General features: G+C 74.1%; 16 protein-coding genes. 3 read left to right on the top strand and 13 right to left on the bottom strand.

What is annotated here, in order from left to right; all coding sequences use genetic code 11:
• The first annotated feature begins 273 nt into the window (after nt 1-273).
• The 3 genes from RVR_RS33980 (at nt 274) to RVR_RS39245 (ending at nt 6,468) form a co-directional block, all read left to right on the top strand.
• Complete coding sequence (locus RVR_RS33980; RefSeq protein WP_202237758.1) at nt 274-2,979, top strand: class III lanthionine synthetase LanKC N-terminal domain-containing protein; 2,706 nt, start codon at nt 274-276, stop codon at nt 2,977-2,979.
• Between the two features lie 313 nt (nt 2,980-3,292).
• The gene (locus tag RVR_RS33985; RefSeq protein WP_202237760.1) at nt 3,293-4,951 is read left to right on the top strand and encodes a carboxylesterase/lipase family protein; all 1,659 of its coding nucleotides are present in this window, start codon (nt 3,293-3,295) and stop codon (nt 4,949-4,951) included.
• A 236-nt stretch (nt 4,952-5,187) separates the two neighbouring features.
• A complete protein-coding gene (locus tag RVR_RS39245; protein ID WP_430393201.1) occupies nt 5,188-6,468 on the top strand; it encodes a lamin tail domain-containing protein in 1,281 nt (426 codons plus the stop codon).
• Between the two features lie 49 nt (nt 6,469-6,517).
• Here RVR_RS39245 and lhgO read toward each other — a convergent pair whose 3' ends face one another.
• From lhgO to RVR_RS34055, 13 genes are all read right to left on the bottom strand, one after another.
• Nucleotides 6,518-7,720 (bottom strand): L-2-hydroxyglutarate oxidase, encoded by a 1,203-nt coding sequence (lhgO, locus tag RVR_RS33995; protein ID WP_202237762.1) that lies wholly within the window; start codon nt 7,718-7,720, stop codon nt 6,518-6,520.
• A gap of 55 nt (nt 7,721-7,775) precedes the next feature.
• Nucleotides 7,776-9,104 carry a KamA family radical SAM protein gene (locus RVR_RS34000; protein WP_202237763.1) on the bottom strand — a complete coding sequence of 443 codons (1,329 nt, stop codon included), beginning with the start codon at nt 9,102-9,104 and terminating at the stop codon, nt 7,776-7,778.
• Complete coding sequence (locus tag RVR_RS34005; protein WP_202237765.1) at nt 9,079-10,023, bottom strand: DMT family transporter; 945 nt, start codon at nt 10,021-10,023, stop codon at nt 9,079-9,081. Before RVR_RS34005 ends, RVR_RS34000 begins: the two co-directional genes overlap by 26 nt.
• Before the next feature lie 34 nt (nt 10,024-10,057).
• Nucleotides 10,058-11,206, bottom strand: coding sequence for a methionine adenosyltransferase (metK, locus tag RVR_RS34010; protein ID WP_202237767.1), 1,149 nt, complete (start codon nt 11,204-11,206; stop codon nt 10,058-10,060).
• Between the two features lie 51 nt (nt 11,207-11,257).
• Complete coding sequence (locus RVR_RS34015) at nt 11,258-12,322, bottom strand: pyridoxal phosphate-dependent aminotransferase (protein WP_202237768.1); 1,065 nt, start codon at nt 12,320-12,322, stop codon at nt 11,258-11,260.
• Between the two features lies 1 nt (nt 12,323).
• Nucleotides 12,324-13,442, bottom strand: a complete 1,119-nt coding sequence (locus tag RVR_RS34020; protein WP_202237769.1) for an iron-containing redox enzyme family protein — start codon at nt 13,440-13,442, stop codon at nt 12,324-12,326.
• A complete protein-coding gene (locus RVR_RS34025) occupies nt 13,423-14,715 on the bottom strand; it encodes a KamA family radical SAM protein (RefSeq protein WP_202237770.1) in 1,293 nt (430 codons plus the stop codon). Before RVR_RS34025 ends, RVR_RS34020 begins: the two co-directional genes overlap by 20 nt.
• A gap of 103 nt (nt 14,716-14,818) precedes the next feature.
• Nucleotides 14,819-15,850 (bottom strand): C-terminal binding protein, encoded by a 1,032-nt coding sequence (locus tag RVR_RS34030; RefSeq protein WP_202237771.1) that lies wholly within the window; start codon nt 15,848-15,850, stop codon nt 14,819-14,821.
• Nucleotides 15,851-15,956: 106 nt separating this feature from the next.
• Nucleotides 15,957-16,880: a branched-chain amino acid transaminase gene (locus tag RVR_RS34035; RefSeq protein WP_237405135.1), complete on the bottom strand. Its 924-nt coding sequence runs from the start codon at nt 16,878-16,880 to the stop codon at nt 15,957-15,959.
• Between the two features lie 18 nt (nt 16,881-16,898).
• Nucleotides 16,899-17,981, bottom strand: a complete 1,083-nt coding sequence (locus RVR_RS34040) for an Ldh family oxidoreductase (RefSeq protein WP_202237772.1) — start codon at nt 17,979-17,981, stop codon at nt 16,899-16,901.
• Between the two features lie 107 nt (nt 17,982-18,088).
• The gene (locus tag RVR_RS34045; protein ID WP_202237773.1) at nt 18,089-19,087 is read right to left on the bottom strand and encodes a diiron oxygenase; all 999 of its coding nucleotides are present in this window, start codon (nt 19,085-19,087) and stop codon (nt 18,089-18,091) included.
• Between the two features lie 25 nt (nt 19,088-19,112).
• On the bottom strand, nt 19,113-19,886 hold the full coding sequence (locus RVR_RS34050) for a TauD/TfdA family dioxygenase (protein WP_202237774.1): 774 nt from the start codon (nt 19,884-19,886) through the stop codon (nt 19,113-19,115).
• A 442-nt stretch (nt 19,887-20,328) separates the two neighbouring features.
• A complete protein-coding gene (locus RVR_RS34055; RefSeq protein WP_202237775.1) occupies nt 20,329-21,066 on the bottom strand; it encodes a methyltransferase domain-containing protein in 738 nt (245 codons plus the stop codon).
• Nucleotides 21,067-21,139 lie beyond the last annotated feature (73 nt).

Genomic DNA, 21,139 nt, shown 5'->3' on the forward strand with positions numbered 1-21,139 from the left:
GGCACACGAGAGATCAGGAGAACCCCATGAGCCAGGTGCTGAACCTCCAGGAGATGGAAATCCCGGCCCCCGAGCAGGAGCAGGAAGTCGAGGGCAGCTACTTCATCTGCAGCGACGCCAGCTGGTTCCTCTGCGCCTGAGGCACCGCCGGGGCGACGCGTCCGTGCCACGCGTCGCCCCGCCCGCCCGCGGGCCGACCTCCCCGCCCGCCCGCGGGCGCACCGCCCCACCCGCCCCACCCGCCCGTCCACGCCCGGCAGACGCGAGGCAGCAGTGATCGAGCAGACGTACGCGATGGCCGACGCCGACTACTACGCGCCCGTCGAGACCCTCAAGGACCGCGGCCGTGAGTACGCCCCGGCGAAGGTCCCGGACGGCTGGCGCTCCTTCGACCGCTACCTGTGGCGGTCCTGGGGGCGCGCCGGGCTGCCGATGCCCGACCAGGGCTGGAAGGTCCACGTCTCGGCCCGCGCCGAGCGGATCGCCGACGTCCTCGACACGGTCGCCGAGGAGTGCTTCGCGCGGGACGTCCCCTTCAAGCACGTCGCGGCCGAGCGGTTCGTGCTGCTGCTCCAGCACAAGCACGCCTCGCGGACGCAGAGCGGGAAACTCGTCGTGGCCTACCCGGCCGACGAGCGGGCGGCCGCCGCGCTGATGAGCGCGCTCGCCGCCCGACTGGAGTCCGAACAGGGGCAGTTCATCCTCACCGACCGCCGCTTCGGCGACTCCCGGGTGGTCCACTACCGCTACGGCTCCTTCACGCCCCGGCGCCGGCTCCTGCCCGACGGCACCGGCACGCCGGTGCTGCGCGACGGACGCGCCCGGCTCGTCGCCGACCGGCGCGAGCCGAGGTTCCACCTGCCTGAGGGGATCACCGACCCGTTCGCAGCCGGGGGCGCGCAGGCGCCCGCGGAAACGTCCGGGACGGCGAAGGCGGCCGGGACGGCGGAAGCCGCGGGCCCCGTGGAATCCGCGGGCACCGCCGAAGCCAAGGGCCCCATCGAAGCCGCGGGCACCGCCGAAGCCGAGGGCCCCACGGAAGCTGCGAACACCGCGGAACCCTCCTTCCACGGCTTCGCCTTCGACCACGCCGTCCGGCACAGCAACGGGGGAGGGGCCTACGCGGGCCGTGAACTCGCCACCGGCCGGAAGGTGTTCATCAAGGAGGCCCGCGACCACACCGGGCTCTCCTGGGACGGCCTGACCGCCGTCGAGCGCACCCGGCGCGAGTGGGACACCCTGCGGGCGCTGCACGCGGCGCACCCCGGCATCTGCCCCGAGCCGATCGCGTACTTCCGCGAGTGGGAACACGAGTTCCTGGTCACCGAGTTCGTCCCCGGCACCACGCTCAACACCTGGGTGGCCGCCCGCAGTCCGGTGACCCGGGTGGAGGCGGAGCCGCCGGAGGCCGAGCGCTACACGGCCGACTGCGAGGCGATCGCCGCCTCGCTGGAGGAGCAGGTGCGGGTCCTGCACGGTCTGGGGTACCTCTTCGGCGACGTCAGCCCCGGCAACGTGCTGGTCGGCGACGACGGCCGGCCGCGGCTGGTGGACTTCGAGGCGGCGCGCTCCCTGGGGGACAAGGGCGTCTCGGTGGCCACCGACGGCTACGCGCCCCCGGCCCGTCTGGTGCGGGACGACCCGACCGTCCCGGACCACTACGGGATCTCGGCGCTCGTCCGGCTGATGCTCGGCCCGACCTTCGCGGTGGCCGACCGCTACCCCCGCTCGCTGGAGCACCTGCGGGCCGACCTCCAGGAGCGGATGGCGGTGCCCCAGGCGCTGTGGGGGCGCGCCGTCCGCTTCCACCCGGCCGACGGCCCGGCGCTGCTGCCGGGACCGCGGGAGGTGGCGGCCGACCCGGTGCGCCACGTCCGCGACCTGCGGGACGAGGTCGCGCGGGCGCTGACCTCGATGGCCGACCCGGACCGCGCGGACACGCTGTTCCCGACCGTCCCCGACGGGTACGCGAGCAACACCGTGTGCGTCGCCTACGGTGCGGCCGGCGTCCTGCACGCGCTGTGGCACGGCGGCGTCGCCGTGGACGAGGCCGTCGTCGCGCGCTTCCGCCGCGACGCGCTGGCCGCCGCGGGGAGCCTGCCCCCGGGGCTGCACGTGGGACTGGCGGGCGTCGCGTGGGTGCTGGCCGACCACGGGTACCTCGACGAGGCGCGCGACCTGCTCGCCACCGCCACCGAGCACCCCCTGGCCACCCGGCGGGCCGGCTTCGCCGAGGGCGCCGCCGGGGTGGCCATGGCCCACCTGTCGCTCTTCGCGCACACCGGCGACCACGGGCACGTCGACACCGCCGAGCGCCTGCTGTCCGCGCTCCCGCCGGACGGGGAACTGTCCGGACTGCTCGACCGCGACGACCCGACCGGATGGCTGCACGGCAGGTGCGGCATCGCCTGGGCGCTCCACCCGCTGGCGGCGGTCACCGGCGACGCCCGGTACCTGGAGCGCGGGGTGCGGCTGCTGCACCACGAACTCGACCGCGCGATGCCCGGCGGGGCGGCGTCACCGCACTTCCCGGTGTCGGCCACCGACCGCCGGTCGATGCCGTACCTGTTCTGCGGGACCGCCGGGACCCTGCGCGCCGTCTGCCGCTACAACACCGTCTGCCAGGACGAGCGCCTCGCGGGCGTCGAGAGCGACCTCATGCCGCGGCTGCGCACCACGTACACGGTCATGCCGGGCCTCTACCAGGGCCTGGCCGGACTGGGGTTCGCGCTCGCGGACCACGCGTCCGTCCGCGGCGACGAGGTGTCCTCCCGCGCCGCGCTGCGCACCGCCCGGGCCCTGTTCAAGTACGCGGTCCCCGGACCCACCGGGGTCCGGTTCCACGGCGAGAAGCTCAAGCGGTTCAGCGCGGACCTGTGGAGCGGCGGGGCGGGCGTCCTGCTCTTCCTCGACCAGGTACTGGACGGCGGCGCGGACCGGCTGTTCAGCCTCGACCGGCTGGTCCCGGCGGGCTCCTGAGCCGCGCTGCGGGGCAGGAACCGTCGTGCGGACGATCGTCCATCAATCCTGGAGGTCGGACGGGCTGAATGGACGTGTTCATCCGCTTTCGATAGGGGCGAACCTTGCCGCCTCGCGGCCACGGTGTTACGTTCCCACGTGATCTTGTCGGACAATCTTATGCGGGGCGGTTGCCGGTCACGCGGGCCGGTGCCCGGGTCACGGCGCCCTCCGCGGCAGGCGGCGACGCCCCACCGCGCGGGCACGGGACGGCCCCGCACCTCCGGGGCCGTGACCGGGCGCGCCGCGACCCGCCGCCGGATCGGAGACCCGCGTGAACGTACCCCCGAGCGACACCCCGCCGTCCGAGCCGTCGCCTCGGCACCGTCGGGAGGCCCCCGGCCGGACGGCCGGCGCCGGGCCCGCCCGCGGGACCGTCAGGATCGACACCGGACTGGTGTCCGGCGTCCCGGGCGCGCTGCCCGGCGTCACCGTCTACCGGGGCATCCCCTACGCGGCCTCCACCGCGGGGCCCGACCGGTGGCGCCCGCCGCGGCCGGCGCCGTCCTGGGAGGGCGTGCGCGCCGCCGACACCTTCGGCGACGCGCCTCCGCAGGCCGGCACCGGTTTCGCCATGAGCGAGGACTGCCTGAACCTCAACGTGTGGACGGCGGCGTCCGCCGGCGGCGAGCGGCGCCCGGTGTACGTGTGGATCTTCGGCGGCGGGTTCTCCGGCGGCAGGGGCTCCGACCCGGTGTTCGACGGCTCGGTGCTCGCCGGCAAGGGCCTGGTCGTGGTGACGTTCAACTACCGGCTGGGGGCCCTCGGGTTCCTCGCCACGCCCGGTCTCAGCCGGGAGTCCGCGCACCGCGCCTCGGGCAACTACGGCCTGCTCGACCAGATCGCGGCGCTGGAGTGGGTGCGGCGGAACATCTCCGCCTTCGGCGGGGACCCCGACCAGGTCTCCATCGGCGGCCAGTCCGCGGGGGCGGGCTCCGCCGGCATGCTGTCCCTGTCGCCGCTGGCCGCCGGCCTGTTCCGGCGCACCGTCGCCCAGAGCCATGCCCGCCACCCCGGCGACCCGGAACTGCGGTACCTGGGCACGTCGTACCGCCGGCTGGACGCCGCCGAGCGGCAGGGCGCCGCCTACGCCGCCGCCCACGGCGCGACCACCCCCGACGAGTTGCGCGCCCTGCCCTGGCAGGACCTCGACGACGCCGGGACGCTCGGGGACGACGGCGTGGACACCCGGTCGGCGGCCCGCCCGCCGCTGTTCCGGCCGGTGCTCGACGGCTGGGTGCTGCCGGCCGGCTACCACGACACGTACGCCCGCGGAGCCCAGAACGACGTGTGGTACCTGGCGGGCAACAACCTCGACGAGACCGGCGCGGTGCCGGAGACCGCCTTCGACCACTGGCGGCGGACCGGCCGCCGGGACCGCCCCGGCGCCCCGCCCGTGCACGTGACGCTCGACGACTTCGTCGGCTCCGCGCGGCACACCTACGGTGCGCTGGCCATGGAGTTCCTCCGGCTCTACCCGGCGGCGACGGACGACGAGGCCGCCCGCGCGGCCAACGACGCCGTGCGGGACCGCTCCCGTGCCACCACCCACCTGTGGGGCACCCAGTGGGTCCGGGGCTGCGGCCGGCCGGTCCACACCTACTTCTGGACGCACCGGCCCCCCGGCCCGGACCACGACATCCGCGGCGCCGGCCACGGCTCGGAGATCCCCTACTTCTTCGGCACCCTCCACCCGGCCGACCAGGGCTGGACCGGCCGGGACCGGGAGATCGCCGACACGATGTCCTCCTACCTGGCCAACTACGTCGCCACGGGCGACCCGAACGGCCCCGGACTGCCCGCCTGGCCCGCCTACGACCCGCGGACGCCCACCGTGATGGAGGTCGGCGCGCACTTCGGCCCGATCCCGGTCGCCCCGCCCGCCGAACTCGACTTCTGGAAACGGTACTTCGCCGCGCAACAGCCCTGGTAGCGGCGCCCGTACCGGCATCCTGGGGCCGGCCTGCGGGAATCCGCGACGCCGCGCCCGCTCGTGTGCCGGGGAGGCGGGACATCCGGAATGTCCGGCCGGCGGCGGTCTCCACCGGACTGTGCGAAAACCTCCGCAGCGTCGTAACTGCGCGCATATCTTGGGCCCCAGGTGCCCTGGCCGCGCTTCCGGCCGCGGGCACCGCCATGCCCTCCCGCACACGAAGGAGAACCCTTCCGGTGACGAGATCCCCGAAGACCACGCCGCCCCGCCCCGCGCGAGCCGAGTCCGCCGCCGCGTCAGGACGCACCCCGTCCCGGCTGGGCATGCGGGTCCTGCCCGTCGGTGCGGCCGGCGCGCTGGTGCTGGCCGGTCTGGTGATGCACTCGGCCTCCGCCGCTCCGTCCCCCGACGGGGTGATCGCCGAGGTGTACGGCGGTGGCGGCAACATCGGCGCCACGTACACCAGCGACTTCGTCGAACTGGCCAACGCCGGCACGTCCACGCTCGACCTGAGCGGCTACAGCGTGCAGTACCTGCGCGGTACGCCGACCCCGACCTCCTCGTGGCGCGCCACCGCGCTGTCCGGCACGCTCGCCGGGGGCGGCCGGTACCTGGTCCAGGAGTGGTCCAACACCGGCGGAGCCGTCTCCCTTTCGGACCCCGACGCCGTCGGCACCATCAACCTGTCCGCGACCGACGGTACCGTCGCGCTGGTCTCCGGCACCGCCCCGCTCACCTGCCTGACCGCGGCCGACTGCGCCGCCGACCCCCGGGTCAAGGACCTGGTGGGGTACGGCTCCGCGGTCGTCCACGAGGGTGCCGGGCCGGCGGCGACGGCGGACAACACCACGTCCGTGGCCCGCGGCGACTCGCTCGCCGACACCGACGACAACGCCGCGGACTTCACCGCGGGCGCGCCCACCCCGCAGAACTCCCTCAGCGCCGGGGGCGGCACCGCGGGCACCGTCAGTGGGACGTCCAGTGGGACGTCCAGTGGGACGGACGACGGCGGCGGCACCGTGGGTGTCACGAGCGGGACCACTGACGGCGGGAGCGCGGACGGCGGTGGCATTGACGGCGGGAGTGCCGACGGCGGTGGCATCGACGGCGGGAGTGCCGACGGTGGGAGCGCGGACGGTGGGGGGATTGTCGGTGGGGCCGATGACGGCGGCACCGTGGGGGTCACCGCCGGGACCACCGATGGAGGTGTGACCGGGGGCGGCACCGCGGGCACCGTCAGCGGGACGTCCAGTGGGACGGACGACGGCGGCGGCACCGTGGGTGTCACGAGCGGGACCACTGACGGTGGGAGCGCGGACGGCGGTGGTATTGACGGTGGGAGTGCGGACGGCGGTGGCATCGACGGCGGGAGTGCCGACGGTGGGAGTGCGGACGGTGGGGGGATTGTCGGTGGGGCCGATGACGGCGGCACCGTGGGGGTCACCGCCGGGACCACCGATGGAGGTGTGACCGGGGGCGGCACCGCGGGCACCGTCAGCGGGACCACCGGCGGCTGACGGTCCGTCATGACGTGAGGCGCGCAGGGGTGGGGCGTCGGCTCCGTGCTCACTCCAGCGTGCGCAGCGCCCGCGCGGCGATCTCCCGGCCGATGGGCAGCGACGCGGTGGCCGCGGGTGACGGGGCGTTGAGCACGTGGACGAAGGGGCCGGCGCCGGTGAAGAGGAAGTCGTCCACGAGGGTCCCGTCCGCCCGCACCGCCTGGGCCCGGACACCCGCCGGCGCCCTCACGAGGTCGTTCCGGGTGACGTCCGGCAGCATCCGGCGGACCGCGGCCGTGAACGCCGTCTTGGACGCCGAGCGCCACAACTCGCCGACCTCCCGGCGCCAGTGGCGGCGGGCGACGCGGCGCAACCCCGGCCAGCCGGCGATGTCCGCGGCCTCGCGGGCCCGGAAGTCCCGCCACCGGTAGCCCTCCCGGGCCGCCGCGAGGACCGCGTTGGGCCCCACGTGGACCCCGCCGTGCACGTCCCGGGTGAGGTGGACGCCCAGGAACGGGAAGGCGGGGTCCGGCACCGGGTACACCAGGTTCCGTACGAGCCCGCGGCTCCGCTCCGCCAGTTCGTAGTACTCGCCGCGGAAGGGGATGATGCGCACGCCGGGTTCGTCCCCGGCCATCCGGGCGACCCGGTCGCTGTGCAGGCCGGCGCAGTTGACCAGGACCCCGGCCCGGACCTCCCCGGCGGTGGTGTGCACCATGACGCCGTCCGGTGCGCGGGTGAGGGCGAGCACCTCGCAGCCGAGGTGGACCTCCGCCCCGTCGCGCGCGGCCAGTTCGGCGAACCGGCGGGCGACCGCCGGGTAGTCCGCGACCCCGGTGGTGCCCACGTGCACGGCGGCCAGCCCCCGCACGTGCGGCTCGTGCTCGGCGATCTCCCGGACGCCGAGGGTGCGCACCGGGATGCCGTGCTGCTCGCCACGCCGGGCCAGGTCGGCCAGGCGCGGCAGCTCCGGGGCCGTCGTCGCCACGATCAGCTTGCCGGTGACCTCGTGCGCGATGCCGTGGGCGGCGCAGAACTCCACCATCTCCCGCGCCCCTCGCAGCGCGAACCGCGCCTTGAACGAGCCGGGGCGGTAGTAGATGCCGCTGTGGATCACCCCGCTGTTGCGCCCGCTCTGGTGGCGGGCGAGGGCGGGCTCCTTCTCCAGCACCGCCACGGACCTGCCGGGCGCGGCCCGGGTCACGGCGTACGCCGTGGACAGGCCGATGATGCCGCCACCGATCACGACCACGTCGTAGTGGCTCCGCACGGTCGCCTCCTCGCGTCTCCTCGTCGGCCGCGGGTCCCCGCGCGGGACGTGCGGCTCATGCGGCGCCGGCCGGGAAGCCCCCGTCGAAGGCCGGGACCAGCTCCGAGAACCAGGCCGCGGCGGGGTCGAACTTCGCGTAGAACGGGCGGCCCACCGCGTCCGCGTCACGGCACTGGATGTAGTGCAGTGCGAACACCTTCTCACCCGCGACGTCCACGACGCCGTCCACGCAGACCTTTCCCGAGGTCGTGGACATCGACGGCCCGCGCACCGTGCGGCACAGCCCGCTGACGTCCCGGTAGGCGCGCCGGAAGATGTCGTGGGCGTCGGCGAGGGACACCTTGAAGTACTCCTGCGGGCCGGTGTCCCGCTCGACGAACATGTAGTAGGGCACCATGCCCATGCTGACCTGCCTGCTCCACATCGCGGACCAGACCGCGGGGTCGTCGTTGATGTACCGCATCAGCGGCGCCTGGGTGCGGATGCTCGCCCCCGCGCCGCGCAGCCGCCGTACCGCCTGTTCGACGACCGGGGTCCGCAGTTCCCGCGGGTGGGAGAAGTGGGCCATCACCGAGAGGTCCTTGCCCGAGCGGGACACCTCCTCGAAGAGCCGCAGCATGTCGTCGGCGTCCGGGTCGGTGGTGAACTTGTAGGGCCAGTAGCTGAGGGCCTTCGTGCCGATGCGGAGGGATTCCAACTGGTCGAGTTCGAGCAGCGGTTCGACGTAGCGGCGCAGCACGCCCGCCCGCATGATCATCGGGTCGCCGCCGGTGAACAGCACGTTGCTCACCTCGGGGTGGTCGGCGAGGTAGCGCTTCAACTGCCCGATGTCGCCGCTGGCCATCTTCAGGTCCGCGTCCCCCACGAACTGGGCCCAGCGGAAGCAGTACGTGCAGTACGAGTGGCAGGTCTGGCCCTGCTTGGGGAAGAACAGCACGGTCTCGCGGTACTTGTGCTGCATGCCCGGCAGCGGCGCGCCCGCGTGCCGGGGGACGTTCAGTTCGAGCTGGCCGGCCGGGTGCGGGTTCAGCCGGCGGCGCACCGCGTTCGCCGCGGCTGCCACCTCCTTCGGCGCGGCGCCCCTCGTCAGCAGGTCGGCGATGCGTGCCACGTCCCCGGCCGGCAGCATGTCCTCTTGAGGGAAGACCAGGCGGTAGATCGGGTCGTCCGGCACCGCGCTCCAGTCGATCAGCTCCTCGACGACGTAGCGGTTCGTCCGGAACGGCAGCACCTCGGCGACGGCGCGTATCGCGGTGACCTGGCTCCCGGTGAAGCCGGCCGCGCCGACGAGTTCGGCGAGCCGGCCGGCGGTGACGGCGGAGAACACCGGCGCGGCGGGGAAGCCGGGTACGGCCGGGTCACTCGAGCCCTGGACGACGGTCATGGACGGTCCCTTCTCTGATGGTGGCTGGACCACTGCTGCCCCCGGTGCGGGTGCGCAGGGTGGCGAGGACGACGACGCCCACCGCGAGGCCCACGAGTACGGCGGAGGGCCGCAGCGGTTCGTCGAGGAGGACGGCCGCGAAGAGCATGGTGAGCACCGGTTGCAGGAGCTGGACCTGGCTCACCTTGGCCACCCCGCCGGCGGACAGCCCCCGGTACCAGCAGAAGAACGACAGCAGCGAGCTGCCCAGGGCCAGGTAGACGAAGGCGGCCGCACCGCGCGCGTCCAGGGACGGCCCTGGCGACGGCCAGGCCAGCGCCACCGCCAGGGCCGCCGGCGGGGTGCCGGCGACCAGGGCCCAGGAGGTGACCACCCAGCCCGGCACGTCCCGGGCCAGCACGCCCCCCTCCGCGTAGCCGAGGGAGCAGGCCACGACCGCCGCCAGCAGCTCGGCGTCGCCGACGTGCAGTCCGCCGCCGAAGCCCAGCAGGACGTAGCCGCACACGAGCGCGGTGCCCAGCGCGCAGCAGACCCAGAACGTGGCCGAGGGCCGCTCCCGGCCCCGCAGGACGGCCATCACCGCGGTCGTGGCCGGCAGCAGGGCCACCACCACGGCGGCGTGGCTCGCCGAGACCGAGCGCAGGGCGTGCGCGGTCAGCAGCGGGAAGCCGATGACGGTGCCCAGGGACGTGACGACCACGCCGCGCACGTGGTGTCTCGGCGGCAGCAGCGGACGCTGCCGGGCGAGCAGCAGCGCTCCCGCGGGGATCACGGCGAGCAGGGACCGCCCCGGGCCCACGAGTTCGGGCGGGAGCGATTCCGTGCCCACTCGGGTCACCGGCAGGGTGAGGCTGAACCCGAGCACCCCCAGGAAGCCGTAGAGGAATCCCTGGAGGTCCGGGGGGAGGGTGCGTTTCATCGGGGGCGGTCATCCGTCCGGTGGGGTGGGCCGGTCAGCTCGTCTGGGCGCGCAGCTCGTCGGCGCGCACCGGTTGCTCCCAGGGCAGGCCGCCGGTGCGTCCGAAGTGGCCGAAGGTCGCGGTGGGCCGGAAGGAGGTGTGGCGCAGGCGCAGTCTGCTGATGGTCGCATCGACCCGCAGGTCGGTGAGAGAGCGCAACGCGGAGGTCAGCTTGGCCGGATCGACCCGCTCGGTACCGGAGCAGTCCACCTCGAACCACACCGGCTCGGGGCGTCCGATCGCGTAGGCCATGCCGACCTGGCAGCGCGCCGCGAGTCCGGCCGCGACGGCGGTCAGGGCGAGCTGGCGCGCCACGTAGGCGCCCGACCGGTCCACCTTCGTGGCGTCCTTGCCGGAGAAGCAGCCGCCGCCGTGGCGGGCGAGGCCGCCGTAGGTGTCGACCATGAGCTTGCGGCCGGTGAGCCCCGCGTCGGCCGCGGTGCCCCCGACCACGAACGACCCGGCCGGGTTGACCTCGGCCCATTCCACCGGCAGGTCACGCGCCGCCAGGACGGGCCCGACCACCTGTTCCGCGCAGAACTCCCGGACCGCGTCGAGCGGCCGGCCCGCGGCGTGCTGGACGGACAGCACGACCCGGCCGCGCGGGGAGCGGTCGCCGCCGGCGACCTCCACCTGCACCTTGCCGTCGGGGCCGAGCCCGGAGTCCGGCGACCGCAGCCGCTCCTCGGCCAGGGCCCGGGTCAGCCCGTGGGCCAGCACGCAACTGAGCGGGAGCAGTTCCGGTGTCTCGTCGCAGGCGTAGCCGTAAACGACGCCGGAGTCGCCGGAGCCGCCCTCGTCGACGCCGGAGCCGATCTCCCGGGACTGGTGGTCCAGGACGACGGTGACGGGGCTGCGCGCCGCGTCGATGCCGTGCACGGCCACGTCGCGGTACCCGACGTCCGACAGGACGCCGCGCGCCACCGCCTCGACGTCCACCGCCCCGGCGGCGGTCACCTGTCCGGTGACCAGGACGTGGTCCCGGGTCACCATGACCTCGCAGTTGACGCGCGCGTACGGGTCGGCGGCGAGGTAGGCGTCGAGCACGGCGTCGGAGATCTGGTCGGCGACCTTGTCGGGGTGGCCGGGCGTGACGGACTCGGCGATCTGCGACCAGGGCGGGCCGGAGGAGGGGGACGGCATGGCGGGACTCGCAATCTGCACTCGCCGGTGCGGGGTCGGGGTGGGGTGCGGTCAGAGCAGGTCGCACAGCAGCGCGAGGACCTCGGCGCGTTGGGCCGGAGGGCCGACCGACAGGCGGATCAGGTCCGGCCGCCCGGGGGAGTGCACCTGCCGGACGTAGGTCCCGCGCTGCCGCAGGGCGTCGGTCACCTCCCCGGTGCGCCCGGGATCGCCCGGTACCCGGAAGGTCACGAAGTTCGTCTCGGACGGCAGCGGGCGGCAGCCGAGCGCCGCCAGCCGTTCGCGGTAGTGGGCGCGGCCGGCCGCGGTGAGGGCAACCGTCCGCTCCAGGTGCCGGTCGTCGTCGAGGGCGGCGAGCGCGGCCGCCTCAGCGATCCGGCCGACCGCGTAGTGCTCCAGGCCGTGTTCCAGGCCGGACACCGCCGTGCGGTCGTACAGGCAGTAGCCCACCCGCAGTCCCGCCAGGCCGTAGGCCTTGGAGAAGGTGCGCAGCCACAGCAGGCGGCGCCCCACCACGTCCCGCGCGTCCAGCCGGCGGCCCGCGGCCTGGTACTCCGCGTAGGCCCCGTCCACGACGAGCACGGTCGGCTCGGGGAGCTGGTCGGCGAGCCGGCGGACCCGCTCGGCGCCGAGCGCGCCGCCCAGCGGGTTGTCGGGTTCGGCGAGGTAGACCAGGGCCGCCCGGTGCCGGTGCGCTGCCTCGGCCAGCGCCTCGGCGTCGGCGCGGTCCCGGCGGGGGCCGACGGTGTGGACCGCGGCCCCGGCCGCCTCGGCGAAGTAGGCGAACGTCGGATAGGTGCCCGCCGTGGTGACCACCGCGGCGCCCGGGCGCAGCAGCGCGCGGCACACCTGGGCCAGCAGGCCGTCGATGCCGGTCGCCACCAGGACCGCGTCCTCGTCCACCCCGTGCCGGCGGGCCAGCGCACCGCGCAGCGCCTGGTGGGCGCAGTCCGGGTAGCGGTGCGCGTCCTGCGCGCAGGAGATCAGGGCCCGCACGGCGGAGGGCGCGGTGCCGAACTCGTTCTCGTTGGTGGACAGGCGCCACCGCGCGGTACGGCCGGTGGCACGCTGCTGCATCTCGATCGAGGGGAACGGGTTCGACGCGGGGCCGGCCATCTCAGGGCCCCCCGGTGACGGCCGGGAGGTGCTCGACCTCCAGCAGGTCGGCGAGGAACTCGTTGTACCGGCGCATGGCGAGCATCCGCAGCGCCGCGCCCTGGGCCAGCTCCATGCCGGCGGCCGGGTCGTGCCGGACGATCGGGGTGACGACGTGGTCCAGCCACTCGGGCCCGTGCTCGGCGTCGCCGGCGACGTGGTTGACGAAGAACTGGAACCCGTCGTCGGGGTCGAACCCCAGCCGTCGCAGGCCCCGGACGACGATGTCGTCGCGGTCCACGTCGAACAGCTCGGGCATGGCCAGGCTGCCCAGCGCCTTGAAGTGGTGGCGGCGGTTGGTGCCGAGCGTGAAGTAGAGGTTGAACCCGGCGTAGGGCCGCCAGTCCTCCCACGGGGGCAGGTGCGGCAGGGCCACGCCGAGCCGGCGCAGCGCACCGGAGAACTGGACGGTGTGGGCGGCCGGCCCGTCACCGGCGCCGCACTCGTCCCACAAGTGGTGGCCGATCTCCTGCTTGACGCTCTCCATGAAGTGGGTCTGGGCCAGCACCAGGGCGTCGAAGAACCGGTAGTTGAGGTAGCCGTCGGCCTGGAGGAACCGGGTCATCTGCGCCGCGGACGCCGTGTGCTCCAGGTGCCCTTCCACCGCCCGGTCCAGAGGGCTGCGCTGCCGGGAGGCGGTGAGGAACCACTGCCGCAGGTAGTGCGCGGCGCGGGCCTCGGCGGCGGACGGAAGGCCGTCGGCCACCGCGGCGAGGTCCGCCGCCAGGAGGGCGTCCTCGCACTGGGCCCGGAACACGTTGAACCACGCGCTGCGCTCGTGTCGGGCCGCGGGGGCGAGCGGGTGCCCGAGCAGGGTCTCGTACACCGCGTACAGCGAGCGGTGCACGTCCAGCAGCGCCCCGGGGTCCTGGTCCGCCGCCGCGGCGCCGATCCGGTCGCGCGTGACGCGCAGCAGGGCGGTGCTGTCCTCGCCGCGGCCGTGCGGGTCGGGCGGGCCGTCCAGGCAGCGGGCGAGCCAGTGCTCGACCGTGTGCGGCTCGGTCTGCGAGGCGGCGCGCAGCGGCGGCCGCATCGACGGGATCCGCTGTCCGCTGACGGCGCTACGGCCGGTTTCGCACATGTGTCGGCTCCTGCTGTGGTGGGTCGGTGGGGCGTGCGGGCATGGCCGGGGACTCCGGTCCGGGGCCGGGCCTCGGGGCGGGACCCGGCTCGGGGTCGGGGTAGGTGACGCGTTCGCCCCGCCAGTTGACGAAGCCGAGCACCCTGGTGCCGTCGGGGTCCGCCTCGTGCCGGGGGTGTTCGTCCGCGTCGAGCAGTGGCACGGTGTACTTGCCGGTCGGGTGCGGCAGGACGTACTCGGGGACGGCCGGGTTGGACACGCGCCGTTTCAGGGACCGGACCAGGCTGCGGCCCTCGTCCACGGGAACCCAGAACAGCTCCGCCATGGGGCTGTGGGGCATGAAGTGGTAGAGGTAGCCGGCGTGCACGCCCAGCCGGTACAGGGCCATGGACAGCTCGCGCAGCGTCTCGGGGCACGCGTTGACGCCGCGCAGCAGCGGCACGTTGGAGAACACGAGCGGGACCGCGCCCTGGAGCCGGCGCAGGGCGCCGACGAACTCCGGTGTGATCTCGTGGGGGTGCGTGACGTGCAGGCCCAGGGCCTGCACCCGGTGGGCCCGCAGTGTCCCGGCCAGTCGCTCGGTGATCCGGAACGGGTTGAAGGTGAGGCTGCGGGTGTGGACGCGGATGACCAGTTCGGGGCGGACCTCGCGCAGGTCCGCCAGCACCCCGGCGAGCTGGTCGTCGCTGTGCAGGAACGGCTCGCCCCCGCTCAGGATCACCTCCTCGACCTCGGCGTGGTCGGCGAGGTAGTCCAGGGTCTGCCGCCAGTGCCGCCGCTCGAAGGACGGCTTCGCCGAGTTCCGTTCGAGGGTGCGCAGTGCCTCGTAGCAGAACTGGCAGTAGGCGTGGCAGACATTGGAGTACCGGACGATGATCCTGTTGTCGTACTTGTGCTGGGCGATCGGGGTCACCATCTCCCCGTCCAGTTCCCAGTTCTCGCTCTCCCCGTCGTAGCCGTAGGGGTCGGTGGCGGTGGCGGTGGCGGTGGCCGTGGTAGGGCCGGTGGCCGAAGGGCACACCTGGCGCCACAGCGGGTCGTCGTCGCGGGGGCGGCGCCGGTCGCCGTCGGTGCGGATCAGGCTGAGGTAGTAGGGCGTCACCTGGAACCGGCGGGTCGAGGCGTGCGCGTCGATGTCCCGGAGCACGCCGGGCGGGCACTGCGGGAAGTACTCCTTGAGCGCGCCGGCGGTCCGGACGGCGTGGCGCTGCTGCCACGTCCAGTCCTCCCAACCCGCCGGGCGGGCCGCGGCTTCCTTGTCGGTGAGGGGCACGGGGACTCTTCTCTGGACGGATCGGGACCGGTGCTTCCGGGGCCGGGACAGGGGCCGGCCGGGGCGGGGACAGGGCGGCGGGCGGGGGCGCGCCCCGCCCGGCTCACACGACGCGGACCGCCGCGGTCACGGGTTCGCCGCGCAGCACCTGTGCGGCCGCGCGGGCGGACCGGCACCGCAGTTCGGCCATCGACTCCACGGAGTAGAAGGCGGAGTGCGGGGTGAGGAGCACCCGCGGGTGCTCGCGCAGCCAGGCGGCGACCCCGGGTTCGTGCTCGGCGACGTCGAGCGCGACCGCCCCGGGCCGGCCCTCGTCCAGGACCCCGCGCAGTGCCTCCTCGTCCACCACCGCGCCCCGCGAGGTGTTGACCAGGACCGCCCCCGCGGCCAGCGTCTCCAGGGCGGCCCGGTCCAGCAGGTGCGCGGTCTCCGGGGTGAGGGGCACGTGCACGCTCACGACCGCGCTGGCCGCCAGCAGGTCGTGCAGGCTCCACAGCCGCGACCAGCCGTGCGCCTTCTCCGTTCCGGGATGCACGTAGGGGTCGTAGAACGCGACGCGCATCCCGAACGACCCGGCGCGGCGGGCCACCGCCTGCCCGATGCGCCCGCAGCCCACCACACCCCAGGTGGAGCCCCGCAGCCGCCGTATCCCTTCCGCCCGCCGCCACTCCCAGCCGCCGCCGCGCACGTGCGCGTCGAGCTCCCGGACCCGGCGCACACAGGTCAGCGCCAGGGCCAGCGTGTGGTCCGCGACCTCGTCCACGCCGTAGTCGGGCACGTGGTAGACGGCCACCCCGCTCGCCCGGGCGGCCTCGGTGTCCACGTGCTCGTGGCCCACGCTCGCGCAGACCACCGCACGGCAGGAGGAGTTGAGTGCGAAGAACTCGGCGGTCAGGGAGATCCGGTGCCAGAGGATGATGCACTCCGGGGCGTGGCGCGCCAGGTCGGGCACCTCGCTCTGGGACAGCACGCGCAACCGGACGTCGATCCCGCTGCCCGCCTCGCGCTGTTCCAGGTCGGCGCTGTCGACGTAGCCGCCGTCCGGGGCGTCGACGACCGCCACGCTCCCGCGCGCGGACGGACCGGCGGTGAACGCGCCCGTCGGTTCGAGACGGTCGATCGGTGATCGGCTCACGGCCTGCCTCCCGTGTGATGGGTCCTTCGTCCGCTCCCGGCACCCGCTGTGCGGGAAGCGCCGCTCCCGGTGCTGTTCCCGGTGCCGCTCCCGCTCCCGGCACCGGTCAGACCGGCGTGCACCAGTCGGCGTGGCCGTCCAGCCGCCCCGAGGTGGCGTCCGCGTACGCCTCGACGACCGTCTTGGTGACCGGCCCGCAGCCCGCCGACGCCGTCGGCCGGTCGTCGACGGAGGCCACCGGCACGATGCCGATGGCCGTGCCGGTCAGGAAGATCTCGTCGGCGGTGTACGCCTCGGCCCGCGCGATCCGGCGTTCGACCACCTCCACGCCCGCGTCGGCGGCCAGCGCCATGGCCGTGGCGCGGGTGATCCCCGGCAGGATGCCCTCGCTGACCGGGGGAGTGTGCAGGACACCGTCCCTGACCAGGAAGAAGTTCGCCGCCGAGCACTCGGCGATGTGCCCGGTGTCGGTCAGCAGCAGCGCGTCGTCGTAACCGGCCCGCTGCGCACCGATCTTGGCCATGCAGGAGTTGATGTAGGCACCGCTCGCCTTGGCCTGCGGCGGGATGGCGTCCTGGTGGTTGCGGCGCCAGCCGCTGGTCACCACCCGGCAGCCGCGCGCCAGCGCCTGCCGGTCCACGTAGTCCGTCCAGGGCCAGGTCGCGATGGCCACCTGGACCGCGGACAGGTCCAGCGCCACGCCCATGCTCCCGTAGCCGAGGTAGACGTTCGGCCGGATGTAGCACGGCCGCGCGCCGTTCTCCGCGACCAGGGAGACGATCGCCTCGGCGATCTCCTCGTCGGAGTAGGGGATGTCCATCATGTACACCCGGGCCGAGTTGCGCAGCCTGGCGACGTGGTCGTCGATCCGGAACACCGACGTGCCCTCGGCCGTCGGATGGGCGCGCATGCCCTCGTAGACGGCCCAGCCGTAGTGCAGGGACGGCGTCAGGAAGTGGATCCGGGCGTCGTCCCAGGGGACGAACTCGCCGTTCATCCAGATGGACTTGGAGCGGGAGAGGGTTACCACGGGTCCTCCTCGACGGCGTCAGCCGATGCCGGTGGTGGTCAGCAGGTCGTCCATGCCGTAGCCGGCCGCCAAGCGGCGCAGTTCCCGGCCTGTGCGGGGGTCCAGCGGGATGCCGTGGGCGGCGTTGCGGGCCGCCCTGATCCGTTCGGGGTCGCCCGGGACGCGCACCGGATCGGCGCCCGAGGCGGGACTGCTGCGGGTGTCGTCCACGAATGTGCGCATGCGCGCGTCGAACGCCTCCCGCCCGCCGAAGACCGCCGGGTCCAGGCACATCAGGAAGTGCGCCACCTCGCGGCCTCTGCCGTGCGGGGCGCTCTCGATGTGCTCCAGCTCCCAGTCCAGCGGGGAGTCGGCGAGCACCGCCGTCATCAGCGTGACCACCATCCCCAGGGCCTGGCCCTTGTGTCCGGCGCCCAGGGGGGTGAGCGTGGAGACCTGCGCGGCGTCCACCGTGGGCCGCCCCGCGGCGTCCTTCGCCCAGCCCTCCTCCAGCGGCACGCCCTGGCGTCCGCGCTCGCGGATCTCGCCCAGGCAGACCTGGCTGGTCGCCATGTCGAGGACGAACTCGTGGTCCCCGCCACCCGCGGCCACGCTGATCGGGTTGGTGCCCAGGTGCGCCCGGCTGCCGTTGAACGGCGCCACCCGCGGCGAGCAGGAGGTCATCACCCAGCCGACCATCCCCTCCCGCGCCATGGCCCGGCTGTAGACGGAGGCCGCGCCGAAGTGGTTGGAGTTGCGGACCACGACGACGGACACGCCGAACCGGGCCGCCCGCCGCACCGCCTCCCGCGTCCCCCCGAGGCCGGCCACGATCCCGAGGGCCGCGTCGGCGTCCACCACCGCGGTGGGCCCGGTCTCCCGGACCACGGTGCGCAGCGGTCGCGGGTTGGCGATGCCGTGGGCGATGTCGTCCAGGTACTGCGGGAGCAGGCGCAGCCCGTGGGTGCTGATGCCGCGCAGCGACGTGTGCACCAGCGCGTCCGCCACGGCGGCGCTGTCGGCCGGCGGCACCCCCGCGTCCGTGAGGGCCCTGGTCGCGATGGACTCCGCGACGTCCGGCGCGATGCGGTCCAGGCCGGCGGCCGGCATGACCTCGTCCATGTTCTCCCTTTCGGAGGCGTTGCGGAGTCGGGGCGGACCCGCGGCAGTGTCGGGGCGGGTCCGCAGTGCGGCTGGGGCGGGATCCCGACGCGGCCGCGGTCCTCGGTTCACTGGTACGGGACCTCGCCGGACACCCTGACGTTCGACCAGTCGAACTCGATCCGGTCCAGCACCTCCAGATCCTCGAACACCCGGTACAGGCCGCTGTAGTCGCGCAACAGCGCCTTGCGGCCCGCGCCCTGGACGTCCTTGAGCATCTCCTCGCCGCCCTCGACGCCGACCAGGTCCACCACCGTCTGCCACGTGCCGTAGTCGTTCGCCGCGTAGGCGTCGAGCGCGTCGCACAGCGCCCGCAGCAGGAAGCGCTGCTGCTCCTTGTTGAGTTGCGGGTAGAGCACCTTGACCAGCTCGCCGTTGATGGACCCGTGACAGACCTCGTCGTGCCGGTGCAGACGGGCCAGGGCGAGGTTCATCGGCTGGATGCCCGGTGCCTTGGCGATCAGTTCCAGGTAGCCGCCGATGCACAGCTCCGTGATGGTGGCGAAGGACAGCGTGAGCAGGCTGCGCTGCCAGCGCTCCGGGGCGTCGGCGCTGAGCCGCATGTGAACCCGCGAGTAGTACGGCAGCGGCAGGTCGGAGTCCTTGTACGGCCGGCCGCGCCGCTTGCGGGTGATCCCGCTCGCGATGTGGTGCATGAGCGTGTGGTACTGCTCGTCCACCATCGACTCCATCAGCGAGATCTCCAGCGCCTCGCCCCACAGACCGGGGAACTCGCCCTGGAGGATCAGGCTGAAGGCGGGGTTCACGACGCGCTGTTCGGAGAACATCGTGTTCCGGTTCAGCGCGATCATCGCCCAGGTCAGGATCTCCCCCTGGCGGTCGGGCGACAGCGCGCGGTAGACGGGGTGGTCCGCGAACGGCACGATCGTGTCCGGGTAGTCCGGAAGAGCCGGATCGAACAGGCCGAGCAGGTCGGGATCGTCGCGCTTGACCGTCGCCCGCTTCTGCCAGTTCAGCGCCAGCCGCTGGATGACCGGGTTGTCCACGGCGTCGAAGAGCACGGTGCCGAAGGTCGCGGTGCCGTCTTCCCGGGGGTCGGTGATCACGGGGAATGCGTCCTCTCTGTCGCTGCTACCGGCCGGTGCGGTCCGCGCCCTCCTGGGCGCCGACGAAGAAGCGGGTCAGGTGCCGGCGCCGGTCGGTGTACGCGCTGCGGCCGTGGAACATCCGGCGGTTGTCCCAGATCAGCAGCGCGTGGTCGGGAATGAGCACCGGCAGGTGGTTGTCCGTGAAGAACCTCGTGCCGTGCGCGGCGAGGTCGATGCCCTCCCGGCCCAGCGGCAGTCGGTCGACGGAGACCTCCCGGCCCAGGTCGGGCGTGTAGTCCCCGAACGTGAGGTGGGTGTAGCTGAACCGGATCACCTCGCTGCCGGAGGCGTCCCGCGAGACCATGGGCGTGCGGACCGTCCACTCCGCCTCGCCGTCCTTCCCCTGCTTCCCGTAGGCGCCGGGGAACTCGAGCTCCACGTCGAACATCAGGGCCCGCTCGCGGTCGCCGAGGTCGGCGAGGAACTTGCGGCCGTCGCAGATCGTCGTGTGGCCGCCGCCGCAGCGGGCCTGCGCGTGGCAGTACAAGGCCAGGTACTGCGGGACCGGGTCCCAGCCCGGCGCCTCGGTGTGGACGTAGATCTCCCTGGAGGACTTCGAGTGCAGCAGGCCCTCGAATCCGGGGGTGGCCTCGATCTCGTGCGAGGTGCGGCCGTCGTACTGCGGCAGGATGCGGCCCAGCCGCCCCAGCAGCCCCTCGGCGTCCTCGCGCGACCCCACGTCCTCGATGACGAAGTACCCGTCCCGGTCGAGCGCCGAGCGAAGTTCGTTGATGTCCCACGCATCGGAAGCGGACAATCGGATCACTCCTCCTTCACTGTGAACGGCCGCCGGGCCCGGCCCGATGCGCACGCGGCCGTCAGCGGCACCGCGTTGCCCGGTGATCAGGGCGGAGCAGGGATGACGGCGGGGTGTGTGCGGCGGGCAGCCGGGTCCCCCCGGGACGGCTGGAATCCGCCTCGGCGGCCTGCGACGTGCGACTCTGGTGCCGGGTTCCGCCCGACGCCCGACGTCCTGCGATGGCGGCGGCAGAGCCCGTCCAGGCCCTTCCGGTCCGCACCACGGGCAGGATTCTGCTGAGGGCCGCGACGGCTGAACAGAGGTACGCGGAAACTATGTCAAGTCGGTGGAATACGGGGCCGGTCGGGAGCGGTGGGACGGGGAGGCCCCGGCGCCGTCGGCCGGCGCCGAGCCCGCGTCGTCCGACGGTGCTCCCGTGCCGGCCGGCGCCGAGCCCGCGTCAGCCGGCGGCGGCGCCCGGCCGGCCGGCGGCGGTGATCCCGAGCAGGAGGTGCGCGATCCGCTCCCCGCCCTCCAGGAATTCGCGGCGGTCGAACACCCGCAACTCCCGGCCGCACTCCGCGGCGATGTCGTGCAGCAGGGCCAGGTCGCCGCGGTCGCTGAACTGGAGCAGCGCCGAGCCGCCCTCGGTCAGCAGTTCCGGCGCACCCGTCAGGTACCGCCGGTGTGCCCGGTAGCCCGGGTCCACGTACGCGCGCTCGTGGTCGGTCGCGTACGGGTAGTCGTCCGGCGCGAGGACGAAGTTGGAGTGCCAGTACACGGTGTCGAAGCGCTCGGCCGGGTCCAGCGCTGCGAACAGGTCGCTGTGGACGACCCGCACCCGGTCCGCCACGCCGTGCCGCGCGACGTTGGCCTCCGCGTTGCGCACGGCGGCCGGGTTCACGTCGGTGGCGACCACCCGCGGGCAGCCCGCCAACGCGGCCGAGACCGCGATGACCCCGGTCCCGCACCCGATCTCCAGGAACGACCCCTGGCGCCAGAAGTCCGGCTGCGTGCCGCCGGCGAGCCCCAGGACCTCCGCCGCCACCCGGGTCGTCGCCGAGTCCGCCGGGGAGAACACCCCGCCGAGCAGGTCCCACTCCCGCCCCGCCAGCGCGAACGTCGCCGGTCTGTCCGTCCGGTTCAGCGCCCGCCGGCTGCGCTCCAGCGACCGCGTGAAGCTCCTCAGCTCCAGCATCCGTGTCCTATCCCGAGAGCCGTCCGCACCACCGTCGTCCCCGTCGACGCCATGGTGATCAGTGCCGTCGCCT

Origin of the sequence: Streptomyces sp. SN-593, assembly GCF_016756395.1 — a bacterium.
Lineage (GTDB): Bacteria > Actinomycetota > Actinomycetes > Streptomycetales > Streptomycetaceae > Actinacidiphila > Actinacidiphila reveromycinica.

What these genes read in the sequence shown, in the direction of transcription:
- RVR_RS34015 (WP_202237768.1), bottom strand. Translation starts at nt 12,322, where the DNA reads ATGGCCGGCCCCGCGTCGAACCCGTTCCCCTCGATCGAGATGCAGCAG.
- RVR_RS34000 (WP_202237763.1), bottom strand. Translation starts at nt 9,104, where the DNA reads ATGACCGTCGTCCAGGGCTCGAGTGACCCGGCCGTACCCGGCTTCCCC.
- RVR_RS34040 (WP_202237772.1), bottom strand. Translation starts at nt 17,981, where the DNA reads ATGGACGAGGTCATGCCGGCCGCCGGCCTGGACCGCATCGCGCCGGAC.
- metK (WP_202237767.1), bottom strand. Translation starts at nt 11,206, where the DNA reads ATGCCGTCCCCCTCCTCCGGCCCGCCCTGGTCGCAGATCGCCGAGTCC.
- RVR_RS34005 (WP_202237765.1), bottom strand. Translation starts at nt 10,023, where the DNA reads ATGAAACGCACCCTCCCCCCGGACCTCCAGGGATTCCTCTACGGCTTC.
- RVR_RS34055 (WP_202237775.1), bottom strand. Translation starts at nt 21,066, where the DNA reads ATGCTGGAGCTGAGGAGCTTCACGCGGTCGCTGGAGCGCAGCCGGCGG.
- RVR_RS34020 (WP_202237769.1), bottom strand. Translation starts at nt 13,442, where the DNA reads ATGTGCGAAACCGGCCGTAGCGCCGTCAGCGGACAGCGGATCCCGTCG.